This is a genomic window from Rhizobium sp. UBA1881, from assembly GCF_002338015.1.
In the GTDB taxonomy this organism is placed as follows: domain Bacteria; phylum Pseudomonadota; class Alphaproteobacteria; order Rhizobiales; family Rhizobiaceae; genus Rhizobium.
Window position 1 is genome coordinate 14392 of sequence record NZ_DDHH01000070.1, and the last position, 22611, is coordinate 37002.

Genomic DNA, 22611 nt, shown 5'->3' on the forward strand with positions numbered 1-22611 from the left:
ACTAGCTCCGCGCCGAACGCGCGACCCAGGACGGGATGAGCTCAGCCGATAGCTTCCGCAGCTTCTGTCCCTTGACGAATTCCGCCAGTTGCATGCCGCTGCGCGCCGTCGCCAGCGCATGTTTTTTCGGCAGCAACAGACCAAGCTCCAGCGGCGCCAGACGGCGCAGGCGCTGATAGAACGGCCTGCGATAACCGCGCGAGGCGGTGAAGCGGGCGGGCAGCTTGTTTAATGCCACATATTCGGCGATCTCGTCGATCCAGCCGCTCTGTGGGCGGGCACCGGGCTCGACGAACAACAGCCATTCGCCGCGCGCCGAACGCAGTATGTCCTTGATATCCCAATGCTGATGGAAGCGGCAGCCGGCGGCGTCCGCGACCTTGGACGAGCCATCGCGCGAGCCGTGGTCGAGCACCACCACATCGCTCACCAGCCCTTCCACGGCACCAGCAACCAACACCGATAATGTCTGCGCCAGCTCAGGTTCCTGATCCCGGCATTCCAATAGGACAGTTAACATTGCTCATTTATAGTGCGACGCACAAAACATTACCAGCGACAGTTTTCCAAATTTGTTCTTGCATTGTTCTCATTTCGGCGATAGGAATTTAATCACCAGAACGGATGGGGACGACGAGTCTTCCATCGACGGAGAAACCCGATGAACGAACAGTCCCTTGCAGGGCAGGCCGCATTCGCGCCTGCCAATACGGCGGATATTGCCGACGCGATGATCGTTTCTTCCGGCCTCAGGATCGAGGTCGACCGCCGGCGTGGCCGTGGTGCGGGATTGAACCCGAGCGGGCGCTTCGAGCCGCAGAGCCGTGAAGGCTTCGACGATGGCTGGCAGACGCTTGAGGAGTTGCCGCCGTTCAAGACCGAGGTGCAGATCGAAAAGCCGCGTACGGCAATCACCCGCAATGAATCGCCGGATATCCCCTTCGACCGTTCGATCAATCCCTATCGCGGCTGCGAGCACGGCTGCATCTATTGCTTCGCGCGGCCCACCCACGCCTATATGGGCCTGTCTGCCGGGCTGGATTTCGAAGCGCGGCTGTTTGCCAAGCCGGATGCGGCCAAGCTCCTGGAGCGCGAGCTCGCCAAGCCCGGCTACAAGCCGCGCGTGATCGCCATCGGCACCAATACGGACCCGTATCAGCCGATCGAGAAGGAATGGCGGATCATGCGGGATATCCTCGAGGTGCTGGAGCGGGCAAACCATCCTGTCTCCATCGTCACCAAGTCGGCACTCATCCTGCGCGATCTCGATATCCTGCAGCGCATGGCGGAGAAGAACCTGGTGCGCGCCTCGCTGTCGGTGACGACGCTGGACCGCAAGCTGGCGCGGACGATGGAGCCGCGCGCCTCGACCCCGTCGAAGCGGCTCGATGCGCTGAAGGCGCTGAGCGACGCCGGCATTCGCACATCTGTGATGATGGCGCCGGTCATTCCAGCGCTGAACGACCACGAGATCGAGCGCGTTCTCGATGCTGCGCATGCAGCGGGTGCCACGGAGGCCGGGTATGTGATCCTGCGACTGCCGCTGGAGGTGTCGCCGCTGTTTCGCGACTGGCTGCTGCAGCACTATCCTGACCGTTACCGCCACGTCATGTCGCTGGTGCGCTCGATGCGCGGCGGCAAGGATTACGACGCCGATTTCAGCAAGCGCATGAAGGGCGCCGGCCCCTATGCCTGGCAGATCGCCCGGCGCTTCGAGATGGCCACGAAGCGGCTCGGCATGACCCGCCGCAGCATGCCGCTGCGCGACGACCTGTTCGTGCCGCCGAACGGCAGCGGCGTGCAACTGTCGCTGCTCTAGTTTTGCAGCATGTCGTTGTCGCAAAACCACTGCACACTTTTGCGCGACATGCTCGGACATTCCCTTACGGACGGCTGACCCTGGCCTTCCGTTCTCAAGTCCCCGGCCCGCCGCCCTGATCCGGGGACTTGCAGGAAATCGGGTTGGCGTGCGAAGTTCAGCCGCATGAAACGTCGCACGCCACCCGATTCTCCCATGCTTTTCGAAGATGTCCCGCTGCTTCCGGATTTCCGGCTGGAGCTGAAGGCGCGCAAGGCCGGCCACTGGCCTGTTGCCGGCGCCGACGAGGCCGGGCGCGGGCCGCTGGCGGGGCCTGTCGTTGCCGCCGCCGTCATTCTCGATCCCAAGCGTATTCCCGATGGCCTGAACGATTCCAAGCAGCTTTCCGCGCAGAGACGAGAAGAGCTGTTCGAGCAGATCCTTGCCACCGCGGCCGTCGCGATCGCCTCATCCAGCTCACGCCGCATCGACGAGACGGATATCCGCAAGGCAAGCCTCGATGCCATGCGCCGCGCGATCCTCAGCCTCTCCATCCCGGCAAGCTATGTGTTGACTGACGGGCTGGACGTTCCCCCCGGGCTCGAGTGCCCCGGCCAGGCCGTCGTCAAGGGCGATGCCCGGTCGGTATCGATCGCCGCCGCCTCCATCGTCGCCAAGGTCACGCGCGACCGGATGATGACGCGCGCCGACCTCATCTTCCCCGCCTATGGCTTCGCCGCACATGCCGGCTACGGCACCGCACGCCATAGAGCCGGCATTGACAGCCATGGCCCCTGCCCGCTGCATCGCATGAGCTTCGGGCGGCTCAAGCAGTTCCTGGTCACCGACGGCGAGTAGGCTGCCGGCTCGGACGCCTTTCCGGGCACGACAGCGAACAACATCCCCAAAACGCAAAAAGCCCCGGCGAACCGGGGCTTTGAAATGCGATAGGACCGATCTCAGTTGAGGCGGGTCTTTACCTGACCGAGGGCGTTGCCGAAGAGTTCGGACTGAACCTTGGCATCGGCCTTCTTGACGAGAACCGTTTCAGCGGCGGCGATGGCGAGGTCGACGGCTGCGGCACGAACCGCCTTCATCGCATCGGCTTCGGCCTGCTTGATCTTCGCTTCCGAAACCGCGGTGCGGTTGGCAACGAATTCCTCGGTCTTCTTCTTGGCTTCGGCGGTGAACATTTCCGCTTCGCGCTCGGCAGCTGCCAGGATATGGGCGGCTTCCGCTTCGGCTTCCTTGCGTTTGCGCTGATATTCGGCCAGCAGGTGCTGGGCCTCTTCACGCAGGCGCTTGGCTTCCGATAGCTCGTTGCGGATCTGATCGGCGCGGTCGTCGAGCGACGTCGCCATCATGCCGGGAACCTTGAGGTAGACGATCAGTGCCAGGAACAGGACGAGACCGACGAATGCGAAGAATGTTGCGTCCAGTGCAAATTCCATCGATCAAGCTCCCTTCTTGGCCGCGGTGACGGCGGACGTGACTTCAGCCTTGGTGGCGGTGCCACCGATCAGCTGTTCGACGACGGCCTTTGCCGTTTCCTCGGCGATCGTGCCGACGTCTGCAAATGCCTTCGCCTTGATATCGGCGATGTGGCCTTCCGCAGCCTTCAATTTTTCGCCCAGAGCGGCTTCAACCGCACGGCGGTCGGCCTCGGCCTTGAGCTTGGCTGCGTCGCGCGCTGCCGTGCCGATTGCGTTCGACTTGGCGCGGGCTTCTGCGAGTTCGGCTTCGTAGGCAGCAACGTCTGCGTCTGCCTGCGCCTTCAGGCGTGCAGCCTCATCGAGGTCCTGGGCAATGCGCGTGTGGCGCTGCTCGAGGATACCGCCGATGCGCGGTGCAATGACCTTTTGCATGAGCACGAAGAAAATGACGAAGGTAATCGCCAGCCAAAGCAGCTGGGACGCATACGTCGAAGTATCGAAAGGCGGGAAAACACCGCCATGGTGTTCGGCTGGCACGCCGGTCTCGGTATGAACCTCGCCTGCGGCCGGGGCAGCATGCGCGTCTGTACCGGTCGCTGCACCAGTTTCTGCGGTTCCCGCCGGGGCTTCTTCAGCGTAAGCCGGGGTCACAAAAAACATGCTCACCTCCAGGTGTACTGCAAATACAAAGGATCACGGCTCGCTGTTCGCAGGCCGTGATCCCTCAGTGCGCCGAAATTAAACGGCGAACAGCAGAAGGAGAGCGACGAGCAGCGAGAAGATGCCCAGAGCTTCCGTAACGGCGAAGCCGAATACCAGACGGCCGAACTGGCTGTCAGCGGCAGACGGGTTGCGCAGGGCGCCCGACAGGTAGCTGCCGAAGATGTTGCCGAGGCCGAGAGCCGTACCGGCCATACCAAAGCAAGCGAGGCCTGCACCGATGAATTTTGCTGCTTCCGCGTCCATGTTGTACTCCTTTGAAATGGTTGTTGCGGCGAATTGACTGACGCCCGCGGACGTCAATGTCGGTATCCCTTAGTGGCCACCCGGGTGGATCGCGTCGTTGAGGTACATGCAAGTCAGTACCGCAAAGACGTAAGCCTGGAGGAAGGCGACGAGGAACTCGAGACCCGTCAGGGCGACGGTCATGATGAGGGGAAGAACGGCACCGCCGATACCAACCGCACCCATGGCTCCAAGCGAGGCAACGAAGCCCGCGAACACTTTAAGGGTGATGTGACCGGCCAGCATGTTGGCGAAGAGACGAACGGAGAGCGAAATCGGACGCGACAGGAACGAGATGATTTCGATGGCGACGACCAGCGGCAGCAAGATGCCGGGAACGCCCTGAGGCACGAAGACATTCAGGAAGTGGAAGCCGTGCTTGTAGAAGCCGTAGACCAGAACCGTGCCGATGACGAGCAGAGCAAGAGCAAAGGTGACAATGATCTGGCTGGTGATGGTGAAGAAGTATGGGAACATGCCGAGCAGGTTTGCGGTCAGCACGAACATGAAGAGCGAGAAGACCAGCGGGAAGAACTTCATCCCCTTGGATCCGGCGCCTTCTTTCAGCATTCCCGCGATGAACTCGTAGGACATTTCGGCGACCGACTGCGAGCGGCCCGGCACGATGGCGCGGTTCGACGTCGAGAAATAGAGGAAGCCGGCGGCCACGGCAGCGGAAGCCGCCATGAACAGCGAGGCGTTCGTAAACGAGAAATCAATCCCGCCGATTTCGATCGGCACAATCTTCTGGATCAGGAACTGATGAGTCGGATCGTTAGACACCGCTTGTTCTCTCTATATCTTATACCCGCACGAGACGGGATTATTGCACTGGATCGAACGCCTGAACGTTCCGCCCTATTTCCGGTCGCTTTCGCGCATATCGAGATCAGGTTTCGCAACCTTGCCCGCAGCGCGCATCACGTTCAGCACGCCGGCACCAAATCCAAGAAGAAGAAGTACGATCAATCCCCAAGGCGCAGTGCCGACAAAACGGTCGAAGAGATAGCCCAGGACAGCGCCGACCACGACTGCGGAAATGAACTCGCTCGAAAGCTTCATCGCCTGGGCATAGCCCTTGCGGCTTACCTCGGCGCGGGCCTCATCGGCCTCGTCCTTCCCCGCCTCGATGCGCTTGGTCGCGAGTTCCGCTCCCAGCTGCGCACGGCGCTTTTCCAGACTCTCCTCGCGGTCATCCGCCATCGTGCTCTCCTCCGCCTGCCGCCGTCCGCTACGCCGCTACCCCGGTTTACCGGACAACGACCCCAAGGCTGAAGAACCTTCCGGCCCGCTTTGAAGTCGCGCGCAACATAGTTTTAGCAAAATCCATAGTCAAGGCGTAGCAGGCCGATGTCCAGCCATAAAATAAGCGATCAAAAACATATGGTTAGATCGATACGGGCGGGTTGTGGCGGAATCGGGGGAAAGAATCCGCAGGCTGACGCGGCAATAAGGCGCGAAAACGCGCCTTTTACCCGGTTTTTGTCAGCTCCAGCCGCCGCCATAGGTGCGGTAGAAGACGTGCAGGCCGATGCGGCCGACCTTTTCCATGGTCTTTGCCCATTTCGGACGGACGTAGACGGCGTGGTAATGGGTGGCGGAGCCGACCTGGGGCAGCCAGATGCGGCCGGCGGTGACCGCCATCGCCACATCGCGGGCGATTCTCCAATGGGCCTGCGAGTTCACGCGGTCCTTGATGTTGTCGCATGCGAAGGAGAACTGGCAGCGGTTGCGCCAATCCTCGTTCTGGTAGACGACGCCGCAGATGGTCTTCGGATAGGCCGGGTTGCGCACGCGGTTGAGGATGACCTGGGCGACGGCCGCCTGGCCCTTCACGGTTTCACCACGCGCCTCGAAATAGATGCCTGAGGCCAGACACTGCTGCTCAGCGGGTGAAAAGACGCTTGCCGGCAGGATGCTCGCGGCCCAGGCGTGATCCTTAGGCCCGATCTGCGGCACGAAGCGGCCGTTGTCGGCCTTCTCCGTCAGGATCGAATCGAACGGTGACTGGCGGGCGTAATCGGGAGCGGCAGGCGCAAACGCGGTGGCGAGCACGTCGGACTTGTTGCTGGTGACGAGATCGGCCAGCATCGGGGAGATATCGGCTGCGGGCTTCGGCGGCTGCTTGCGATAGAAGTTGGTGGCGATCTCGATTTCCTTGCCGCGGATCTTCGGCTTCACGAAGGCCGACTTGTCCTTCAGGTTGAAGGTCGGCTGAAACAGAAGACGGGTGCGCTGCAGGATCGAGCCGGCGGAGAAATCCTTTGGCGGCTGCACACGCTCGACAGCGACCACCCTGCCCTTCTTGGTGGCGCGGTTGACGCGGTCCTCATCGGGGGTGTCTTCGTGGCCCTTGTTCTCGGCGGTGAAGGCGACCTTGCGGCCATCGGACAGCACCATGCCGGCGCCGGATGCAATCGCGCCGGTGACAGTGGGATCGGCGAAGGCGAGCTCGGCCTGGTGGATGGAGCCGGCGGGCGAGTTGGTCAGCACCATGCGCCAGTTCTCGCGGCCCTGATCGAGGCCGGCCAGAAGCGCTGCCAGATCGGCATGCGAGGCCATGGTGGGAAACGCCAGCCACGCGCAGACGCCGAAGAGCGCGGGGGAACTCCATCTTTGCAGCAAAGGGCGCAGCTTATCGAAGCGGCGCGACGCACCAGGGGTGCGTGATTTGCCAGGGACACGACTATTTCGACGCAACACCAGACTCCGGCATGGGACGCATGAACATGCCGATGAAAATGTCTCATTAACCTTGATGCTTGGTTAATACGCCGCCCCCCAATTGATACAGCATTTGCTTATAGACACTCAAACGCAAAAGCCCGGCGCGAGGCCGGGCTTTCGAGGGGATGGGTGGGCACCGTCAGATGATGACGTGCGAGCCGAGTTCGACCACGCGGTTGGCCGGCAGGCGGAAGTAATCCGACGGGTTGGCGGCGGCGTTGGCGAGCGCGATGTAGAGGCGGTCCTGCCAATAGGGCATACCCGACTTCGCATCGGGCACCAGCTTGCGGCGACCGAGATAGAAGGAGGTCGACATGATGTCGAACTTCAGCCCGGTCTTGCGCAACGTCGCCAGCGCCTGCGAGACATTCTGCGATTCCATGAAGCCAAACAGAAGCTCGACGCGCGAGAAGCGCTCGGAAATCTGCTCGACCTTGTAGCGGTCGGCGCTCGGCACGCGCGGCTTGTTGACCGTGCGGATCGTCAGGATCACGTTCTTGTCGTGCAGGACGTGGTTGTGCTTCAGATTGTGCAGCAGCGCTGCGGGTGCGGATTCCGGATCGCTGGTAAGGAAGATCGCCGTACCGGGCACATGGGCCGGCGAGTGGTCACTCTTGCGCTCGATCGAGGAGATGAACGAAGCCAGCGGAATATCCGTGTGGCGGGTCTTTTCCATCAGAAGCGCCGAGCCGCGACGCCATGTCCACATGACGACGACGAAGGCGGTGGCAATCAAGACAGGGATGTAGCCGCCATCGTGGATCTTGATCAGGTTGGCGCCGAGGAAGATCATTTCCAGCACGAAGAGCGGCGCCAGCACGGCGGTCGCCGTCAGCACCGACCAGTTCCAGCGGACGCGGACGAACTCGAAGGCCATGATTGACGTCACGACCATGGCGCCGGTGACGGAGATACCATAGGCCGTCGACAGCGAATCCGACGAGCCGAAGGAGATGACCAGGAAGATCACGCCCAGGAACAGCAACAGATTGACCGACGGCACGAAGATCTGCCCGGTGTTGGTTTCCGAGGTGAAGAGGATTTCCATGCGCGGCAGGAAGCCGAGGTTGATCGCCTGGCGGATCAGCGAGAACGCGCCTGTTATGACCGCCTGGCTGGCGATGATGGTGGCGGCGGTGGCCAAGATGACGGCCGGCAGCAGCGCCCACTTCGGGAACATCAGGTAGAAGGGGTCCGACATGGCATGCGGATTGCCGAGCACCAGCGCGCCCTGGCCGAGATAGTTCAGCGTCAGCGCCGGGAAGACCAGCACGAACCATGCCCACTGGATCGGGCGGCGGCCGAAATGGCCGAGGTCGGCATAAAGCGCTTCGGCGCCCGTCAGCGTCAGGAACACCGCGCCGAGCACAATCACGCCGAAAAAGCCCTCATGCATGAGGAAGCTCACGGCATAATAGGGATTGAAGGCGGCGAGGATGCCGAAATCATCCGAGATATGCGAGATGCCGACGACGGCGAGCACGATGAACCAGAGCGCGGTGATCGGCCCGAAATAGCGCGCCATCGTTCCCGTACCGCGCGACTGCACGGCAAAGAGCACGGCGAGGATGGCGACCGAGATCGGCACGATATAGCTGCTCAGCTGCGGTGCTACGAGCTTCAGACCTTCGACGGCCGACAGAACAGACAGAGCCGGCGTGATCATCGCGTCGCCGAGGAAGAGTGCGGCGCCGACGAGGCCGAGCATCATCAGAAGTGCGGTGTGGCCGTTGGCGGTCTTCAAGAGAAGCGCCAGCAGCGACAGCGTGCCGCCCTCGCCTTCGTTGTCGGCGCGCAAGAGAAGCAGCACGTATTTGATCGTGACGATGATGGTCAGCGCCCAGATCATCAGCGAGACGACGCTGATGACCTCGAAACGGGTGAGGCCATCGGCGGCGACGGGCTTCAGCGCTTCGCGAAACGCGTAGAGCGGGCTGGTACCGATATCACCGTAGACGACGCCGACAGAACCCAGCGCAAGATAGAAGAGCTTGCGCGGGCTCATGTTCTGGTCGTGTGAATGGCTGTCTGCGGACATTAAACAAAAACAGGCTCTTCAGAGCCAGCCTTTCCAACGGAAGAAGAAGAAGGGGATTACGGCGGAAACCAGCATCAGCCCGAGCGAATAGGGATAGCCCTGGGCAAAATGCAGTTCCGGCATGAATTCAAAATTCATACCATAGATGGAGGCGACCAGCGTCGGCGGCAAGAAGACCACCGATGCGATCGAGAAAATCTTGATGATCGAGTTCTGTTCGATGTTGATCAGACCCAGCGATGCATCGAGAAGGAAGGTGATGTTGCCGGCGATATAGGACGAGTGCTCGTTCAGCGACTGGATATCGCGCGAGACGGTGCGGCAGAGTTCCTTGGTGGCACGGTCCTGCTGGACGGCAGGGACATTGTAGAAGAAGGTCATCAGCCGGGACATGGAGGCCAGGCTGTCACGCACCTTGCTGACAAGGCGCTGATGGGCGGCGATATCGCGCAGCTTCTCCTCGAGATAGTTCGAGGGTTTGCGAACCTTCTTGGCGCGATCGCCGAAGACGTGGGTCGAGAGGATATCGATGCGGGCGACCGAGATCTCGAGAATTTCCGCCGTGCGGTCGATGATGGTCTCGAACAGCTTGGCGAGCAGCGAGGCGCCGTTGCGCCAGTGGGCGGGAATGCGATGAAGGGCTGCGATGAAGAGCGCGAAGGACTTGGGCTGCGCGTAGCGGATGGTGATCAGGCGCTTGCCGACGAGGATGAAGGCGACATCCGTCAGCACAGGCGCATCGGTCTCGGCCTTCCAGACCAGCGAGGCGGTCATGAAGACGGCATCGCCTTCGGTATAGAGACGGGCGGAAGGCTCGATGTCCTTGAGGTCCTCGCGGGTCGGCACCTCGATGCCGAGCGCCTTCTCGACATAGGCCTCTTCCTCGCGCGTCGGCTCGATCATGTCGATCCAGACGATATCGTCGCGCATGGTCTCGACCTTGGTGAGATCACCGAGCTCGACCGATTGGCAATTGGAGCAATAGGCAGTGATCACCGGGCGCTTCTCCCGTGATCCAGGGCTGTGAGGGCCATCGCCGTTCGCATCAAAAAACCTTCCGCGAAGCGCCTGATAAAGCGGCGCTCAAGCTGCAAGTCTTCGAGATTAACGAAAGCGGCTGAAGAATGTTCATCAATATCCCGTCATAGCCGGCCGAAGCTCGGGTATGCACTATGCTCAACCGCATCGCAGTCACCAATCCTTCGATCGACAAGAGAACTCCGAACATGCAGCAGGCATTCGCCGCTGCAGGGCTGGCTATCATCGAGCATTCGCACACGCCGCCCTCATGGCGACGGCGCGCCATATGACGGAAACCCACGCAAGAATCAAGACATCTTACGTGAACTGCGTTGTTTGATCACATTTTGCCCGCAATTGGGAGTCTAGCGCCGCGCCCTGAAACGGCACACTTTACTCGAAGACGATGGATGGAGCGGCGCGCTGCGGCTTGCCCTCGAGCTGCGCCCAGACCTTGGTGGCGATGTCGCGATAGATGCCGGCGACAATGCCGTTCGGCTCGCTGGCAACCAGCGGGGTGCCGGCGTCGGAGGCTTCGCGGATGTTGATCGTCAGCGGCACTTCGCCGAGGAAGGGCACGCCGATGCGTTCGGCTTCGGCGCGGGCGCCCCCGTGGCCGAAGATATCGTAGCGCGCGCCGGTATCGGGGGCGATGAAGTAGCTCATGTTCTCGACGATGCCGAGAACCGGCACTTCCACCTTCTTGAACATGTTCAGCCCCTTGCGGGCATCGATGAGTGCCAGGTCCTGAGGTGTCGAGACGATGACGGCGCCGGCGAGCGGCACCTGCTGGGCCATGGTCAGCTGCGCGTCGCCGGTGCCGGGCGGCATGTCGACGACGAGAACGTCGAGCTCGCCCCAGGCGACTTCGCGCAGCATCTGCATCAGCGCCGACTGCACCATCGGGCCGCGCCAGATCATCGCGGTTTCCTCATCGACGAGGAAGCCCATCGACATGACCTTGAGGCCGTAATTCTCCATGGGATTGATGATGCGGCCATCGGTCTGCGTGGGGCGGCCGGAGATCTGCAGGAGGCGCGGCATGGAGGGGCCGTAAATATCGGCGTCGAGAATGCCGACGCGCAGGCCGTTTGCCTGCAGGCCGAGCGCGAGGTTGACCGAGGTAGTGGACTTGCCGACGCCGCCCTTGCCGGAGGCGACCGCGACGATGGCGCCGATCCCGGGCACGCCGATCTTGCCGGCGCGCTGCTGCGGCTGGGCATGCGAGTGACCTTCATGCCCATGGCCGGCATGCCCATGGCCGGCATGACCGTGACCAGCCTGCGGTGGCGTGCGGGAGGCGGCGGCGGCGCCCGATGGCGCGCCCTTCTTGTCGGCGGTCAGCGCGACCAGGGCGCCCTTGACGCCAGGCATTTCCTTGATGACGCGCTCGGCGGCGAGCCGCAGCGGCTCCAGCTCCTTGGCGCGCTCGGCGGGGACGGTAATGGAGAAGTAGACCTTGCCATCCGAGATGAACACATCGGAGACCATGCCGAGCTCGACAATATTATGCTCGAGATCGGGGCCGCGCACCGTTGCCAGCGTTTCCAGCACCTGTTCCTTGGTGACTTCAGTCATATCGTCCTCACACCCTTATCTGGCTCTGTAGATAGAGGAGCGCGAAGTGATCGCCAAACAAAATCGGTGCCGGACAAAATGGCGGGCATCAATAGCTGCGAAACGAGGGGGAGTTTCCAAAGGAGACCGCTGAGCCATCAAGTCCGCCGGGCTTTCGCCCTGATGGCACAACGGTCACCCAAGTGGAATAAGGGGTTTCTAGGGCGTCAGATCTGAAAGACCAGTCAGAATTGAGGGAAAAATGCATCAGCTCGCGCTTATGGACCGGGAGGCGTATCCCAAAAACAACAAACCGCCGCTCGATGTCCAGCAAGCACAGGTGCCGGCACCGAGCGGCGGGTTGAAGGTCGCGCCTTTTATGGCGTCGTTGCCAAGTCCCCTCTGGACCGCTGGCAATAGAGAAGCATGAAGCGTGCCAACTCGAAATGGCGACGAATTCGGCGGCAACGCTAGCTGAAGACCCTCGCCGCGCTCACGTCCTGGCGCAATTTTTAGGCTGGTGCGACAATAGCGCACAGGATTTGGGCAGTTACTTGATCAAGCCGATGCGCAATGCCTTGGCAACGGCCTGGGTGCGGTTCACCGTGTCGAGCTTCTTGGTGGCGCGGTTGAGGTAGTGATTGACCGTGTGCTCGGACAGGCCAAGGATATCGGCGATCTCGACGCTGGTTTTGCCGGCGGCGGTCCAGTTGAGACAATCGATCTCGCGGTCGGTCAGGGCGTCCACCACCCTGTTGTCGAGCGCGCGAATCTCGGCCAGCCTGTCGAATACGTGCGTGGAGATATAGTGGAGCTCCAGCATCTCCTCAGGCGCAAAGGGCTCACGATCGCCCGCGAAGGAGACCGCGCCGCGGGCGCCGGAGGGATCGTGCGTCGGGAAATAGGCGCAGCGCATCATCCGGAACCGCTCGAACAAAGCCACGACGAGGTTCGACTTGCCGTCCGAGCGTTCCAGCTTCGACTTCGACAAGTCGCTGAAGAACGGAACCGTCGACGATCGCAGCTTGCGGACGATCGGACTGTTCGTGAGCAGCGCCTCATGATCATAGGCCGAGAGCAGCTCGGCAGGCCAGTTGGTGATGACGGTGTTGCTCTGCAGATCGCGTGCGGTGGCCGAGGGGAGATTGAGCACCATGAAGGCGCGAACCCGGTAGGCTTCCGTCAGCCTCTTCATGAAACGAAAGATATCGAACTGGGTGTTTAATCCAGATACCTCATTTACGTACACGTTCACGGAAGTCTGGTGCGGCAAAGGGTTCATCATGTCATCAGCTCAAAAAAATCAGGAACGTCGTAAGTGACGTGCTTGGATCGCACGCCGACGGCGGCATCGCCGTCAATATAGCCTACGGCACTACACCCCAAGACTTGGGGTTGACAACTGGCAATTGTGACGATTCTTCACAAAATCACAATACGTCCACTACCGGAAAATGAGCATATTTCTGTACGAAAGGTGACGAAGCGCGTGCAGATTTGACAATTCTCAAATTGCTGGGGCCTTAGCGGCGCGGGCCAAGCCCGATCCGCATGCCGCTCATGATGCTCTCGGCGGCCCGGCGCACCGGCAACGCCCACTCCTCCAATCGCTCGAATGTCAGCCGATAGGCCGGCCCGGTCACGGAAACGCCGCCGACGAAGGACAGGTCCTCGGAATAGACGGGTGCCGCCACACAGCGGATGCCGACCTCGTGTTCCTCGCGGTCGAAGGCATTTCCCGAGCTGCGAATGTCGGTGATCTCGCGGCGCAACGTCTCCGGCGTCAGCGTGTTTTCGGTGAAGCGCTGGAAGGACACACTCGCAATGATCGCGTCCAGCCGATCGTCCGGCAGCGCGGAAAGTGCTGCCTTGCCCACACCGGTGCAATAGATGGGCGAGGCATTGCCGATCTGCGAATACATCCGGACCGGCTGGCTGCCCTCGACCTTGTCGAGATAGATGACGGATGCACCGCGCAGGACGCCGAGATGCACGGTCTCTCCGGTCAGCTGCTGCAGGGCGTTGAGATGCGGTTCGGCGATCAGCCGGAATTCGTTGCGCGCCCAGCTGCGTGAGGCGAGATCGAGGAGGCGCAGGCCGGGTGCGTAGCGGCCGTCGGCCAGCACTTCCAGCAGGCCTTCCTCGGTGAGATGGCCAAGCTGGCGATGCAGCGTGCCGCGGGGCTGGCCTGCGACCGCCAAGATATCGGTGAAGCGCATTGGAGCATCGGCGTGCGTCACGATATCGAGCAGCACCATCAGCTTGCCGAGCGTGCCGGTCTCGCGTTTGTCCGCAACTTCATTTTTATCCATGGCATTTTTATCCATGATGTCGCCATCAGTCGCGCCCATGCTGGCCCTCATGCCTTGACAGAGACCCAAGGCTAATCCGATAATTCCATATAGTCAAATTGAGTTCTGAATAATGGAACTATCGGGAGGATAGTGGTGGCGGAGCTTGGAGCGCAATACCCCGAATTCAGGGACCGGAGCGTGGTGGTGACGGGCGGCGGCTCCGGCATCGGTGCCGCGATCGTCGAGGGGTTCGCGCGCCAGGGCGCCAAGGTCTCCTTCATCGACATTGCCGAGGACGAGAGCCACGCGCTGGTCGACCGCCTGTCGCGCGACAGCCTGCACCCGGTGCGCTGCCACCACGCCGACCTGCGCGATGTCGCTGCGATCCGCGCGACCATCGAGGCGATCGTTGCCCATTCCGGCCCGATCGGCGTGCTCGTCAACAATGCCGCGCGCGACGACCGGCATGATTTCGATGAGGTGACGCCCGAATACTGGGACAACAATCAGGCGACCAACCTGCGGCACGTGTTCTTCGCGGCGCAGGCTGTGGCGCCATCGATGCGCGAGGCCGGCGGCGGGGCGATCATCAACATGTCGTCGATCGCCTTCATGCTCAACATGCCCGACTTCCCGGCTTACACGACGGCAAAGGCGGCGATCATCGGGCTGACGAAGAGCCTGGCCGGCAAGCTCGGTCCCGACAACATCCGCGTCAACTGCATCCTGCCGGGCATGATCGTTACCGAGCGACAGATGAAGCTGTGGCTCACCGAAGAAGGCATTGCCGGCATGATCGAGCGGCAGTGCATCAAAAAAGTTCTGCAGGCCGACGCCATCGTCGGGCCCTGCATGTTTCTAGCATCCGACGGCGCCTCCGCAGTGACGGCGCAGTCCCTTATTGTCGATGGAGGCATTTTCTGATGGCAACACCCCGATATATCGCGGTCGACTGGGGCACGAGCAGCTTCCGGCTGTGGCTGATCGGCAGCGATGGCAGCGTGCTGAATGAAAGCCGCAGCGACGAGGGCATGACGACGGCGGCCAAGACCGGCTTCGCCGAGGTGCTGGCCAAGCATCTCGCCAAGGTCGAGGCGCCAGCGGATATTCCCGCGATCGTCTGCGGCATGGCGGGCGCGAAGCAGGGCTGGGTCGAGGCCGGCTATGTCGACGTGCCCACGTCGCTTTCGGCGATCCTGACCGGCGCCGTCCCCGTGCCCGGCCAGAGCCGCGACATCCGCATCCTGCCGGGCCTTGCCCAGCGCGACCGGGCATCGCCCGACGTGATGCGCGGTGAAGAGACCCAGCTCTTGGGCGCGCTCGGCCCAGACAGCACCGGCGCGCAGGCCGTCTGCATGCCCGGAACGCATTCGAAATGGGTGCATGTGCAGGAAGGCGAGGTCATCGGCTTCTCCACCTTCATGACGGGTGAGCTCTTCGACGCGATCACCAAGCATACGATCCTGTCGCATGCGGTTGCCGGCGCCGAGCAATCGCCGGCCGACAACTCCGCCTTCAAGGCATCGGTCTCGACCGCCTTCCGCCAGCCGCAGATGGCGACCAACCTGTTGTTCACGGCCCGCTCCGGCCAGCTGCTGCACGGCATGACCGCTTCGGCGGCGCAGGCGCGGATTTCGGGCACGCTGATCGGCCTGGAGATCTCCGGCGCGCTGGCCGATGCCGCCAACGACACGCCGATCGCGCTCGTTGCCTCCGGCCGCCTGCAGAAGCTTTACGAGACCGCCTTCAAGGCGCTCTCGCTCAACGTCACGACCATCGATGCCGATACGGCGGTGCTTGCCGGCCTTTCGGCCGCCGCAAACGCCATCTGGCCCAACTAAGCCCAATCAAGAAAGAACAGAGCGATGAACCGCATCCCCTTCCCCGCCATGAAGCGCCCGCTGATCGCCATCCTGCGTGGGATCAAGCCCGAGGAGACCGAGGGCGTCGTCGGCGCGCTGATCGAAAACGGCCTGACCGCGATCGAGATCCCGCTGAACTCGCCCGAGCCGTTCAAGTCGATCGAGATCGCCGCCAAGATGGCGCCCGCCGAGGTGCTGATCGGTGCCGGCACCGTTTTGACGACCGAGGCGGTGGACAGCCTGCACAATGCCGGTGGCAAGCTGCTGGTGACGCCGAATGTCGAGCCAGACGTGATCATCCGCGCCCGCGACTACGGCATGGTGACGATGCCCGGCGTCTTCACGCCCACGGAAGCGCTTGCCGCGGCGCGCGCCGGCGCGACCGGGCTGAAGTTTTTCCCGGCCAGCGTGCTCGGCCCATCCGGCATCACGGCGATCCGCGCCATCCTGCCGCCGGAGCTGACGATCGCGGCCGTCGGCGGCGTCTCCGACAAGAATTTCGCCGAGTACACCAAGGCCGGAATCCTCGCCTTCGGGCTCGGCACGAGCATTTACAAGCCGGGAATGACTGTCGCTGAGGTTGCCGAGCGCGCCAAGGCAACCATTTACGCATACGACGCAGCAGTGGGAGCTTGAGCGTATGACCGACATTCATGAGTTCGCGGGGCGGACCCTTTCCAGCACCAATTCGGTGCTGGGCGAAGGACCGACCTACGATCCCGATACCAATACCATCTGGTGGTTCAACATTCTCGGCAAGGAATTGCACGAGCTGAACCTTTCGACCGAAGAGAAGAAGGTGCACGCGCTGCCTGTGATGGCGAGCGTGCTGGCACGGATCGACGCCAAGCGGCAGCTGCTTGCGACCGAGCAGGGCCTGTTCGTGCGCGATATCGAAAGCGGCGGCCTGACATTTTACGCGGCACTCGAAAACGACCGGCCGGAAAACCGCTCCAATGATGGGCGCATGCATCCCTCGGGCAGCCTGTGGATCAGCACGATGAGCAAGCGCGCCGAAACCCAGGCCGGCGCGATCTATCATGTGGCGCGCGGCAAGGTGACGAAGCTCTTCGGCGGCATCACCATTCCGAACTCGATCTGCTTTTCGCCCGATGGCTCCGTCGGCTATTTCACCGATACGCATCTCAGCCGGCTGATGCGCGTGATGGTCGATCGCGAGACCGGCCTGCCGACCGGCGAACCGATCGTGCTTGTCGACAGCATGGAGGAAGAGGGCGGGATCGACGGTTCCGTGGTCGATGCCGACGGCTATATCTGGAACGCGCGTTGGGGTGCCGGCACCGTCGATCGCTACAGCCCCGACGGCCTGCGCATCGCCCGCTACAAGGTGCCCGCTGCACAGCCCTCCTGCCCTGCCTTCATCGGCCCGGATGCTGACCAGCTGGCGGTCACCACCGCCTGGGAAGGCCTCGACGACGCAGCCCGCGCCAGCCAGCCGGACGCGGGCGCCCTGCTTGAGCTCGGCGTCAGTGTCCGCGGCGTTTTCGACGCGGCCTATATTCTCTGACGCATCTTACAGGATGTGTTTTAAAGGGCGTCCCTCGGGGCGCCCTTTTGCGTTTCAAAGGCGCGTTGATCTTGCATCCGCGCCGTTCCAGCGGCGGAAAAGTTCCGAAAATTTCGTCAGTTTCTGCGTGTATTTTTCTGGGAACCATTAGCCAACCCATTCATTTACTTCACGAACCGGCCGAGCTGAGACAGCTCTCGCTAGAAGAGAAAAGCGCGGCCAGAGATCACCCAAGGACACTGAAAGTAGGTACGATATGACACGCAAACTTCTCACCACCGTTGCCGCTGGCGCCCTGTTTGCCACGGCCTTCGCACCGGTCGCTTTCTCGCAGAGCGCGACCCAGCCGGCCTCGCCGAGCGAACCGTCCATGTCGGCACCGGCCGACCCGGCAGCGCCGAAGCCGGATGCCATGAAGCCGGCAGGTGATGCCGCACAGGCGCCCGCACCGGCCGCCACCACCGATACCGCACAGGCCGGCGGCGGCACCTATCTGACGGAGCAGTCCGCGGACCAGGTCAGCGCCAACACCTACATCGGTCAGGCCGTCTATAACGGCACGAACGAAAGCATTGGTAACGTCAACGACCTGATCATGAAGAAGGATGGCGGCCTTGTCGCAGCCGTGATCGGTGTGGGCGGTTTCCTTGGCATCGGTGAAAAGAACGTCGCCGTGCCGATGGAAAAGATCACCGTGGCCCAGAACACGACGGATGGCAGCGTCAAGCTGACGACCTCGGAAACGGCCGAAACGCTGAAGGCAGCGCCGGAGTTCAAGACGCTGCAGATGCAGTCGGCCGAAAAGGCCCCGGCTCCGGGCGCGATGGACAACACCGCAACCGGCTCCACGACAGCCAAGTAAACACTGCATCGTTAGTCGCAGTGCATGCGTAACCAATGGCGTCCGAGAGGGCGCCATTGGCTTTTGTGTTTCTATTTCTGGATTCGCGGCGCTTACGCCATCGCCCGTTCGCCGGTGTCGTACTCGTTCTCGTGCAGGAACCTTAGCGTCGCGATGGCGTCGGCGGGTTTGCCGAAATAGTAGCCCTGCCCCATGCCGCAACCGAGCATGCGCAGTTTCGCGGCTTCCGAATAATCCTCGATGCCTTCGGCGACGACTTCGAGGTCGAGGCCTTCGCACATGGTCAGGATCGCCTTGATGATGTGCTCGGAGGCGCGATCGGAATTGATGCGCGAGACGAAGGCGCGGTCGATCTTGATCTTGTCGAACATGAAATCGCGCAGGCGACCGAGGCTGGACTGGCCGGTGCCGAAGTCATCGAGCGAGATGCGCACGCCGGCCTGGCGCAGGTCGGCAATGATGCGGTTTGCGGTATCGGCCGAGCCCATGACGGCGGTCTCGGTGATTTCGAGCTCGAGGCGGTGCGGATCGAAGCCGACGCGGCCTAGGATGGAGAGCACGTTGGCGCTGGTGCCGGGGTCCATCAGCTGCGCGGATGAGAGGTTGAAGGACAGGAACATTTCGCGCGGCCAGGAGAGTGCCGCTTCGGCCGCCTTGCGCAGCAGCGCTTCCGAGAGTGCGTCGATGAAGCCGCGTTCTTCGGCGAGCGGCACGAAGACACCGGGCGAGACGAAGCCGAGATCCGGATCGTTCCAGCGCGCCAGCGCCTCGAAGCCGAGAACCTGGCTGGTGGCGAGCGAGACGATCGGCTGGAAATGCACGTCGATGGCATCGGAGATGATGGCGTTTCTGAGCGCCTGCTCCAGCTGCGTGGCGCGCTTCATTTCCTGCGCGATCTCGCGCGAATAGACGGTGATCTGGCTGCGGCCGCGGCGCTTGGAGCGATAGAGCGCGGTTTCGGCGCTCTTCAGCAGTTCCTCGAACTCCTCGCCCGCGAAGGGATAGATGGCGAAGCCGAAGGAGGCGGAGAGGCGGACGTTGCGGTCGCCGAGATCATAGGGTGCCGACAGGACCTCGCGGATCATCTGGCCGAATTTCTCGGCGCTGGCACGCTCGAAGACCAGCGGCAGGACGAAGGCGAACTCATCGCCGTCGTGGCGCGTGACGACGGCGCCATCGGGAATGCAGGCTTTCAGGCGATGGGCGACCTGGCAGAGAATTTCGTCGCCGGCGGCCGAGCCGAAGAGGTCGTTGATCGGCTTGAAGCTATCGAGATTGGCGATGCCGATGGTAAACGGTGCCGGATCGTCGGCGCGTTCGGCCGAGATCTGGGCGATACGGTCGCGCATGCGATAGCGGTTTCCGAGCCCGGTCAACGGGTCGGTGTAAGCCATCGTTTGAAGCTCGTTCTGGCTTACCGGTGCCAATGGCATATCCGCCAACATCATCATTCTGATCCAGAGCTTCCCCAATGCCCGGCAGAATGGCTGGCAAGTCTTAAAAATTCGATATTCGACAACCCTGGATCATCGTGAATTGCCTCCCAAGAATTGGGGAGTTGACCGCAATCAATGCTTAGAGCGAGGCCCGCTGCGCCTCGGGCTGCATGAATTTCTGGAAGACCGTCTCAAGAATGTCCGGGCTGACGGGCTTCATGATCACGTCGTCCATGCCGGCATTTGCGCATTCGGCGCGGTCGCGCTCGAAGGCCTGGGTGAGTACGCCGATAATGGGGGTGCGGGGGCCATCGCCTTCCACCTGGCGGATCAGGCGGGCGGCTTCGAAACCGTTGAATCCCGGCAGCGAGATATCCATCAGCACGATCTTCGGCCGGTATTCCGTCCACATGCGTACGGCTTCGTCGCCGGTGGCGGCGATGCGGTAGCGGTAGCCAAGGCCTTCGAGGATCTGCGAGAAAACGATCTGGTTGATATCGTTGTCCTCGGCCACCAACACATCGAGCTCGAGCTGATCGTCCGACGTGGTGATCTCCCAGTCGCTATCGATCCGGTCGGCCATGGCGCCGCGATTGTTGCGGTTGAAATGGCGAGCGATCTGGAAGGTGAGCTCGGTGGAGATCTGGAAGCCATCCATCACAAGCGACGAGATACCGTACTGTTCGGCAAGTTCGAGGCAGCGCATGCCCATCTGGTTGTCGATGATCACGAGATCGAGCGACAGGCCGGCCGACGAGGCGATCTCCAGAAACTGCTCCTGCTCGTCCTCATTACGCACCGAGCAGGCCTCGAAGCCATATTTGGCCAGCGTTCTGAGCGCCGCGGTCTCGGCGGCGATATCGCCGGTGACGACGAGAATGCGGCGGCCGGAGAAATTCTCGGGCACGATGGCTTCCATGGCTGCCGGCTCGCGGCGCTCGCTGTCGTCGTTCATCGGAACATAGGCGCGGCGGTAGGTGCTTTTGGCCGATGTCGTGACGCTTGAAGCCTTCTCGAATTCTTCGAGATCACTCCCCTCGCGCGGCAGGTCCTGCATGGTCGAGACGAGGAAATAGCGTCCCGGCTTGCCGATGCGGTGCTTGCGCGAAATAATTTCGCGTTCCGACCCATCGCGGGCGATCTGGCGCTGGCGCACGACCGACATCTCGCCGGTTTCAAGAACGTGGCGATCGCTTTCCTCGAAGCGCGCAGCGACCTCGGGCGAGAAAAGCTCGATGCTCCTGCGGCCCAGCACCTCATCGGCCGTCGTCTGGTACTTCTCGCAGAAGGCGACGTTGACGGCGACGTAGACGAGGTTGCGGTCCTTGACGAAGAGCGGGAACGGCAGATTGTCGAGAATATCCTCGGTGAGCTGCACGCGCTCGAGATCGAGCCGCCACTGTTCCTCGCGCTTCTTAACTTCAGAGATATCGGAGATGACGCAGACGCCGTAGCCGTTGGGGAGCCGGCGCTTCTGGAAGCCGACCCAGCAATCGTTGCCGTAGCGCTCGACTGCTTCGTAGCGCTCGCGCCAGTGCGTCGCGATCTTCTGCGACAGCCAATCCTCGCGGCTGAGCGCGCCCTGCTTGCCGGCCGAGCGGCTGCGGATGCCGGTCTCGTAGACGGCGCCGAGGAAATCGCGAAGCCGCGTTCCGGGCTGCAGGAGATCGGCACAGATCGGGAAGAAATCGAGCACCTGCCGGCTGGCGAAAACGATGTGATCGGTCTTGTCATAGACGATGAAGGCGGAAGACAGGCTTTCGCAGACCGCGTCGAACAACGCCGCCTGGAGGCCAGCCGCGGTTTCAACCGCGCCCTCCTGCGGGGCTGTGTCCGCTTGATCGCGACCGGCACTCATACTTGCGCGTCCTACATCTGTCCGAATGGATTGCATTTGCGGCGGGGTATTATCGGCAAAATGCCAGTTTTGTCTTAAGGCGTGCTTAACATTAAGCAGCGGAATCCTAGGGTCTGGACAAGCCCCGAGATCGTCGTTTTCACCCTTCCCTCACGCTCCCGAATCCGCGAAAATGGCTGCATGTCGATCAAGCATCTTTCCGAAACGCTCATCAACCAAATCGCCGCCGGCGAGGTCATCGAACGGCCCGCCAGTGCGGCCAAGGAACTGATCGAGAACGCGCTCGACGCGGGGGCGACGCGCATCGAGATCGCCACATCCGGCGGCGGCAAGAGCCTGCTGCGCGTCACCGACAACGGCTCGGGCATGGACGAGCGCGATCTCGAGCTTGCGGTGCGCCGGCACTGCACCTCGAAGATCACCGATACGCTCGACGATATCAGCACGCTCGGCTTTCGCGGCGAGGCTCTGCCCTCGATCGGTTCGGTGGCGCGGCTGACGATCTCCAGCCGCCGCCGCGACAGCGATGGCGGGGCGGAGATTTCAGTGGCGGGCGGCAAGCTGCAGCATCTCAGGCCCTCGGCGCTCAACCCCGGCACCATCGTCGAGGTGCGCGACCTGTTCTTCGCGACGCCGGCGCGGCTGAAGTTTCTGAAGACGGAAAAGGCCGAGGCGGCCGCGATCACCGAGATCGTCAAGCGCATGGCGATCGCCTTCCCGCAGGTGCGCTTCGTGCTTTCGGGCACCGACCGCACGACGCTGGAATTTCCGGCGACCGGCGAGGACCATCTGGCACGGATGGCGCAGATCCTCGGCAAGGATTTCCGCGACAACGCGATCGAGATCAATGCCGAGCGCGAGGATGTGACGCTCACAGGCTTTGCCGGCGTGCCGACCTTCAACCGCGGCAACGCGGCGCATCAATATGCCTTCGTCAACGGCCGGCCGGTGCAGGACAAGCTGGTGCTCTCGGCCATCCGCGGCGCCTATGCCGAGACGATCCCCTCGGGGCGCTACGCCGTGGCGGTGCTGTCGATCGGGGTCGATCCGGCGCTCGTCGACGTCAACGTGCATCCGGCGAAGTCCGACGTGCGTTTCCGCGATCCGCAGCTGGTGCGCGGGCTGATTGTCGGCGCGATCCGCGAGGCTCTGGCGCGCGACGGCAGCCGGGCGGCGACCACAGACACCGACGG

At 62.3% G+C, this 22611-nt stretch carries 22 protein-coding genes; 8 read left to right on the forward strand and 14 right to left on the reverse strand.

Annotated features, from left to right (window positions below):
* Position 1: 1 nt before the first annotated feature.
* Positions 2 to 520 carry a glycosyl transferase gene (locus B3605_RS07945; protein ID WP_112944525.1) on the reverse strand — a complete coding sequence of 173 codons (519 nt, stop codon included), beginning with the start codon at positions 518 to 520 and terminating at the stop codon, positions 2 to 4.
* 141 nt (positions 521 to 661) lie between these two features.
* Between B3605_RS07945 and B3605_RS07950 the strand changes: the two genes are divergently transcribed.
* A complete protein-coding gene (locus B3605_RS07950; RefSeq protein WP_018898622.1) occupies positions 662 to 1819 on the forward strand; it encodes a PA0069 family radical SAM protein in 1158 nt (385 codons plus the stop codon).
* A 165-nt stretch (positions 1820 to 1984) separates the two neighbouring features.
* Positions 1985 to 2656 carry a ribonuclease HII gene (locus B3605_RS07955; RefSeq protein ID WP_296433495.1) on the forward strand — a complete coding sequence of 224 codons (672 nt, stop codon included), beginning with the start codon at positions 1985 to 1987 and terminating at the stop codon, positions 2654 to 2656.
* A 101-nt stretch (positions 2657 to 2757) separates the two neighbouring features.
* On the opposite strand, the gene B3605_RS07960 is transcribed toward B3605_RS07955, so the two are convergent.
* The 11 genes from B3605_RS07960 to B3605_RS08010 all read right to left on the reverse strand — a co-directional run bounded on the left by B3605_RS07960 (position 2758) and on the right by B3605_RS08010 (position 13890).
* Entirely contained in the window at positions 2758 to 3249 is a 492-nt protein-coding gene (locus B3605_RS07960; protein WP_112944526.1) for a F0F1 ATP synthase subunit B, read from the reverse strand.
* Positions 3250 to 3252: 3 nt separating this feature from the next.
* Positions 3253 to 3891, reverse strand: coding sequence for a F0F1 ATP synthase subunit B (locus tag B3605_RS07965; protein ID WP_018898618.1), 639 nt, complete (start codon positions 3889 to 3891; stop codon positions 3253 to 3255).
* Between the two features lie 78 nt (positions 3892 to 3969).
* Positions 3970 to 4197 carry a F0F1 ATP synthase subunit C gene (locus B3605_RS07970; protein ID WP_015338972.1) on the reverse strand — a complete coding sequence of 76 codons (228 nt, stop codon included), beginning with the start codon at positions 4195 to 4197 and terminating at the stop codon, positions 3970 to 3972.
* A gap of 69 nt (positions 4198 to 4266) precedes the next feature.
* Complete coding sequence (locus tag B3605_RS07975; RefSeq protein WP_018898617.1) at positions 4267 to 5019, reverse strand: F0F1 ATP synthase subunit A; 753 nt, start codon at positions 5017 to 5019, stop codon at positions 4267 to 4269.
* Positions 5020 to 5094: 75 nt separating this feature from the next.
* On the reverse strand, positions 5095 to 5439 hold the full coding sequence (locus B3605_RS07980; protein WP_018898616.1) for an AtpZ/AtpI family protein: 345 nt from the start codon (positions 5437 to 5439) through the stop codon (positions 5095 to 5097).
* A gap of 282 nt (positions 5440 to 5721) precedes the next feature.
* Positions 5722 to 6798, reverse strand: a complete 1077-nt coding sequence (locus tag B3605_RS07985) for a cell wall hydrolase (protein ID WP_296433496.1) — start codon at positions 6796 to 6798, stop codon at positions 5722 to 5724.
* A 304-nt stretch (positions 6799 to 7102) separates the two neighbouring features.
* Complete coding sequence (locus tag B3605_RS07990) at positions 7103 to 9001, reverse strand: potassium transporter Kup (RefSeq protein ID WP_018898614.1); 1899 nt, start codon at positions 8999 to 9001, stop codon at positions 7103 to 7105.
* Between the two features lie 18 nt (positions 9002 to 9019).
* Positions 9020 to 9997, reverse strand: a complete 978-nt coding sequence (gene corA / locus B3605_RS07995) for a magnesium/cobalt transporter CorA (RefSeq protein ID WP_112944527.1) — start codon at positions 9995 to 9997, stop codon at positions 9020 to 9022.
* Positions 9998 to 10414: 417 nt separating this feature from the next.
* Positions 10415 to 11599, reverse strand: a complete 1185-nt coding sequence (gene apbC, locus B3605_RS08000; RefSeq protein WP_112944528.1) for an iron-sulfur cluster carrier protein ApbC — start codon at positions 11597 to 11599, stop codon at positions 10415 to 10417.
* 529 nt (positions 11600 to 12128) lie between these two features.
* The gene (locus B3605_RS08005) at positions 12129 to 12863 is read right to left on the reverse strand and encodes a helix-turn-helix transcriptional regulator (protein WP_112944529.1); all 735 of its coding nucleotides are present in this window, start codon (positions 12861 to 12863) and stop codon (positions 12129 to 12131) included.
* 238 nt (positions 12864 to 13101) lie between these two features.
* Positions 13102 to 13890 carry an IclR family transcriptional regulator gene (locus tag B3605_RS08010; RefSeq protein WP_112944611.1) on the reverse strand — a complete coding sequence of 263 codons (789 nt, stop codon included), beginning with the start codon at positions 13888 to 13890 and terminating at the stop codon, positions 13102 to 13104.
* A gap of 135 nt (positions 13891 to 14025) precedes the next feature.
* Between B3605_RS08010 and B3605_RS08015 the strand changes: the two genes are divergently transcribed.
* From B3605_RS08015 to B3605_RS08035, 5 genes are all read left to right on the forward strand, one after another.
* Complete coding sequence (locus B3605_RS08015; protein WP_112944530.1) at positions 14026 to 14796, forward strand: SDR family NAD(P)-dependent oxidoreductase; 771 nt, start codon at positions 14026 to 14028, stop codon at positions 14794 to 14796.
* On the forward strand, positions 14796 to 15713 hold the full coding sequence (locus B3605_RS08020; RefSeq protein ID WP_018898606.1) for a 2-dehydro-3-deoxygalactonokinase: 918 nt from the start codon (positions 14796 to 14798) through the stop codon (positions 15711 to 15713). The genes B3605_RS08015 and B3605_RS08020 overlap by 1 nt, the downstream gene beginning before the upstream one ends.
* Positions 15714 to 15737: 24 nt before the next feature.
* The gene (locus tag B3605_RS08025) at positions 15738 to 16370 is read left to right on the forward strand and encodes a 2-dehydro-3-deoxy-6-phosphogalactonate aldolase (RefSeq protein WP_112944531.1); all 633 of its coding nucleotides are present in this window, start codon (positions 15738 to 15740) and stop codon (positions 16368 to 16370) included.
* A 4-nt stretch (positions 16371 to 16374) separates the two neighbouring features.
* Positions 16375 to 17262 carry an SMP-30/gluconolactonase/LRE family protein gene (locus B3605_RS08030; RefSeq protein ID WP_112973699.1) on the forward strand — a complete coding sequence of 296 codons (888 nt, stop codon included), beginning with the start codon at positions 16375 to 16377 and terminating at the stop codon, positions 17260 to 17262.
* Positions 17263 to 17518: 256 nt separating this feature from the next.
* Positions 17519 to 18124 (forward strand): PRC-barrel domain-containing protein, encoded by a 606-nt coding sequence (locus B3605_RS08035; protein WP_112944533.1) that lies wholly within the window; start codon positions 17519 to 17521, stop codon positions 18122 to 18124.
* 92 nt (positions 18125 to 18216) lie between these two features.
* Here B3605_RS08035 and B3605_RS08040 read toward each other — a convergent pair whose 3' ends face one another.
* Both B3605_RS08040 and B3605_RS08045 read right to left on the reverse strand, forming a co-directional pair.
* Positions 18217 to 19575 (reverse strand): putative bifunctional diguanylate cyclase/phosphodiesterase, encoded by a 1359-nt coding sequence (locus tag B3605_RS08040; RefSeq protein ID WP_018898601.1) that lies wholly within the window; start codon positions 19573 to 19575, stop codon positions 18217 to 18219.
* Positions 19576 to 19699: 124 nt separating this feature from the next.
* Positions 19700 to 21418, reverse strand: a complete 1719-nt coding sequence (locus tag B3605_RS08045; protein WP_112944534.1) for a response regulator — start codon at positions 21416 to 21418, stop codon at positions 19700 to 19702.
* A gap of 180 nt (positions 21419 to 21598) precedes the next feature.
* Between B3605_RS08045 and mutL the strand changes: the two genes are divergently transcribed.
* Positions 21599 to 22611 (forward strand): DNA mismatch repair endonuclease MutL (gene mutL / locus B3605_RS08050; RefSeq protein WP_296433497.1); only part of this gene is annotated, 1013 nt, incomplete at its 3' end.

What these genes read in the sequence shown, in the direction of transcription:
- B3605_RS07945 (WP_112944525.1), bottom strand. Translation starts at nt 520, where the DNA reads ATGTTAACTGTCCTATTGGAATGCCGGGATCAGGAACCTGAGCTGGCG.
- B3605_RS07950 (WP_018898622.1), top strand. Translation starts at nt 662, where the DNA reads ATGAACGAACAGTCCCTTGCAGGGCAGGCCGCATTCGCGCCTGCCAAT.
- B3605_RS07955 (WP_296433495.1), top strand. Translation starts at nt 1,985, where the DNA reads ATGAAACGTCGCACGCCACCCGATTCTCCCATGCTTTTCGAAGATGTC.
- B3605_RS07960 (WP_112944526.1), bottom strand. Translation starts at nt 3,249, where the DNA reads ATGGAATTTGCACTGGACGCAACATTCTTCGCATTCGTCGGTCTCGTC.
- B3605_RS07965 (WP_018898618.1), bottom strand. Translation starts at nt 3,891, where the DNA reads ATGTTTTTTGTGACCCCGGCTTACGCTGAAGAAGCCCCGGCGGGAACC.
- B3605_RS07970 (WP_015338972.1), bottom strand. Translation starts at nt 4,197, where the DNA reads ATGGACGCGGAAGCAGCAAAATTCATCGGTGCAGGCCTCGCTTGCTTT.
- B3605_RS07980 (WP_018898616.1), bottom strand. Translation starts at nt 5,439, where the DNA reads ATGGCGGATGACCGCGAGGAGAGTCTGGAAAAGCGCCGTGCGCAGCTG.
- B3605_RS07985 (WP_296433496.1), bottom strand. Translation starts at nt 6,798, where the DNA reads ATGGCCTCGCATGCCGATCTGGCAGCGCTTCTGGCCGGCCTCGATCAG.
- B3605_RS07990 (WP_018898614.1), bottom strand. Translation starts at nt 9,001, where the DNA reads ATGTCCGCAGACAGCCATTCACACGACCAGAACATGAGCCCGCGCAAG.
- apbC (WP_112944528.1), bottom strand. Translation starts at nt 11,599, where the DNA reads ATGACTGAAGTCACCAAGGAACAGGTGCTGGAAACGCTGGCAACGGTG.
- B3605_RS08005 (WP_112944529.1), bottom strand. Translation starts at nt 12,863, where the DNA reads ATGATGAACCCTTTGCCGCACCAGACTTCCGTGAACGTGTACGTAAAT.
- B3605_RS08010 (WP_112944611.1), bottom strand. Translation starts at nt 13,890, where the DNA reads ATGGATAAAAATGAAGTTGCGGACAAACGCGAGACCGGCACGCTCGGC.
- B3605_RS08020 (WP_018898606.1), top strand. Translation starts at nt 14,796, where the DNA reads ATGGCAACACCCCGATATATCGCGGTCGACTGGGGCACGAGCAGCTTC.
- B3605_RS08025 (WP_112944531.1), top strand. Translation starts at nt 15,738, where the DNA reads ATGAACCGCATCCCCTTCCCCGCCATGAAGCGCCCGCTGATCGCCATC.
- B3605_RS08030 (WP_112973699.1), top strand. Translation starts at nt 16,375, where the DNA reads ATGACCGACATTCATGAGTTCGCGGGGCGGACCCTTTCCAGCACCAAT.
- B3605_RS08035 (WP_112944533.1), top strand. Translation starts at nt 17,519, where the DNA reads ATGACACGCAAACTTCTCACCACCGTTGCCGCTGGCGCCCTGTTTGCC.
- B3605_RS08040 (WP_018898601.1), bottom strand. Translation starts at nt 19,575, where the DNA reads ATGATGATGTTGGCGGATATGCCATTGGCACCGGTAAGCCAGAACGAG.
- B3605_RS08045 (WP_112944534.1), bottom strand. Translation starts at nt 21,418, where the DNA reads ATGAGTGCCGGTCGCGATCAAGCGGACACAGCCCCGCAGGAGGGCGCG.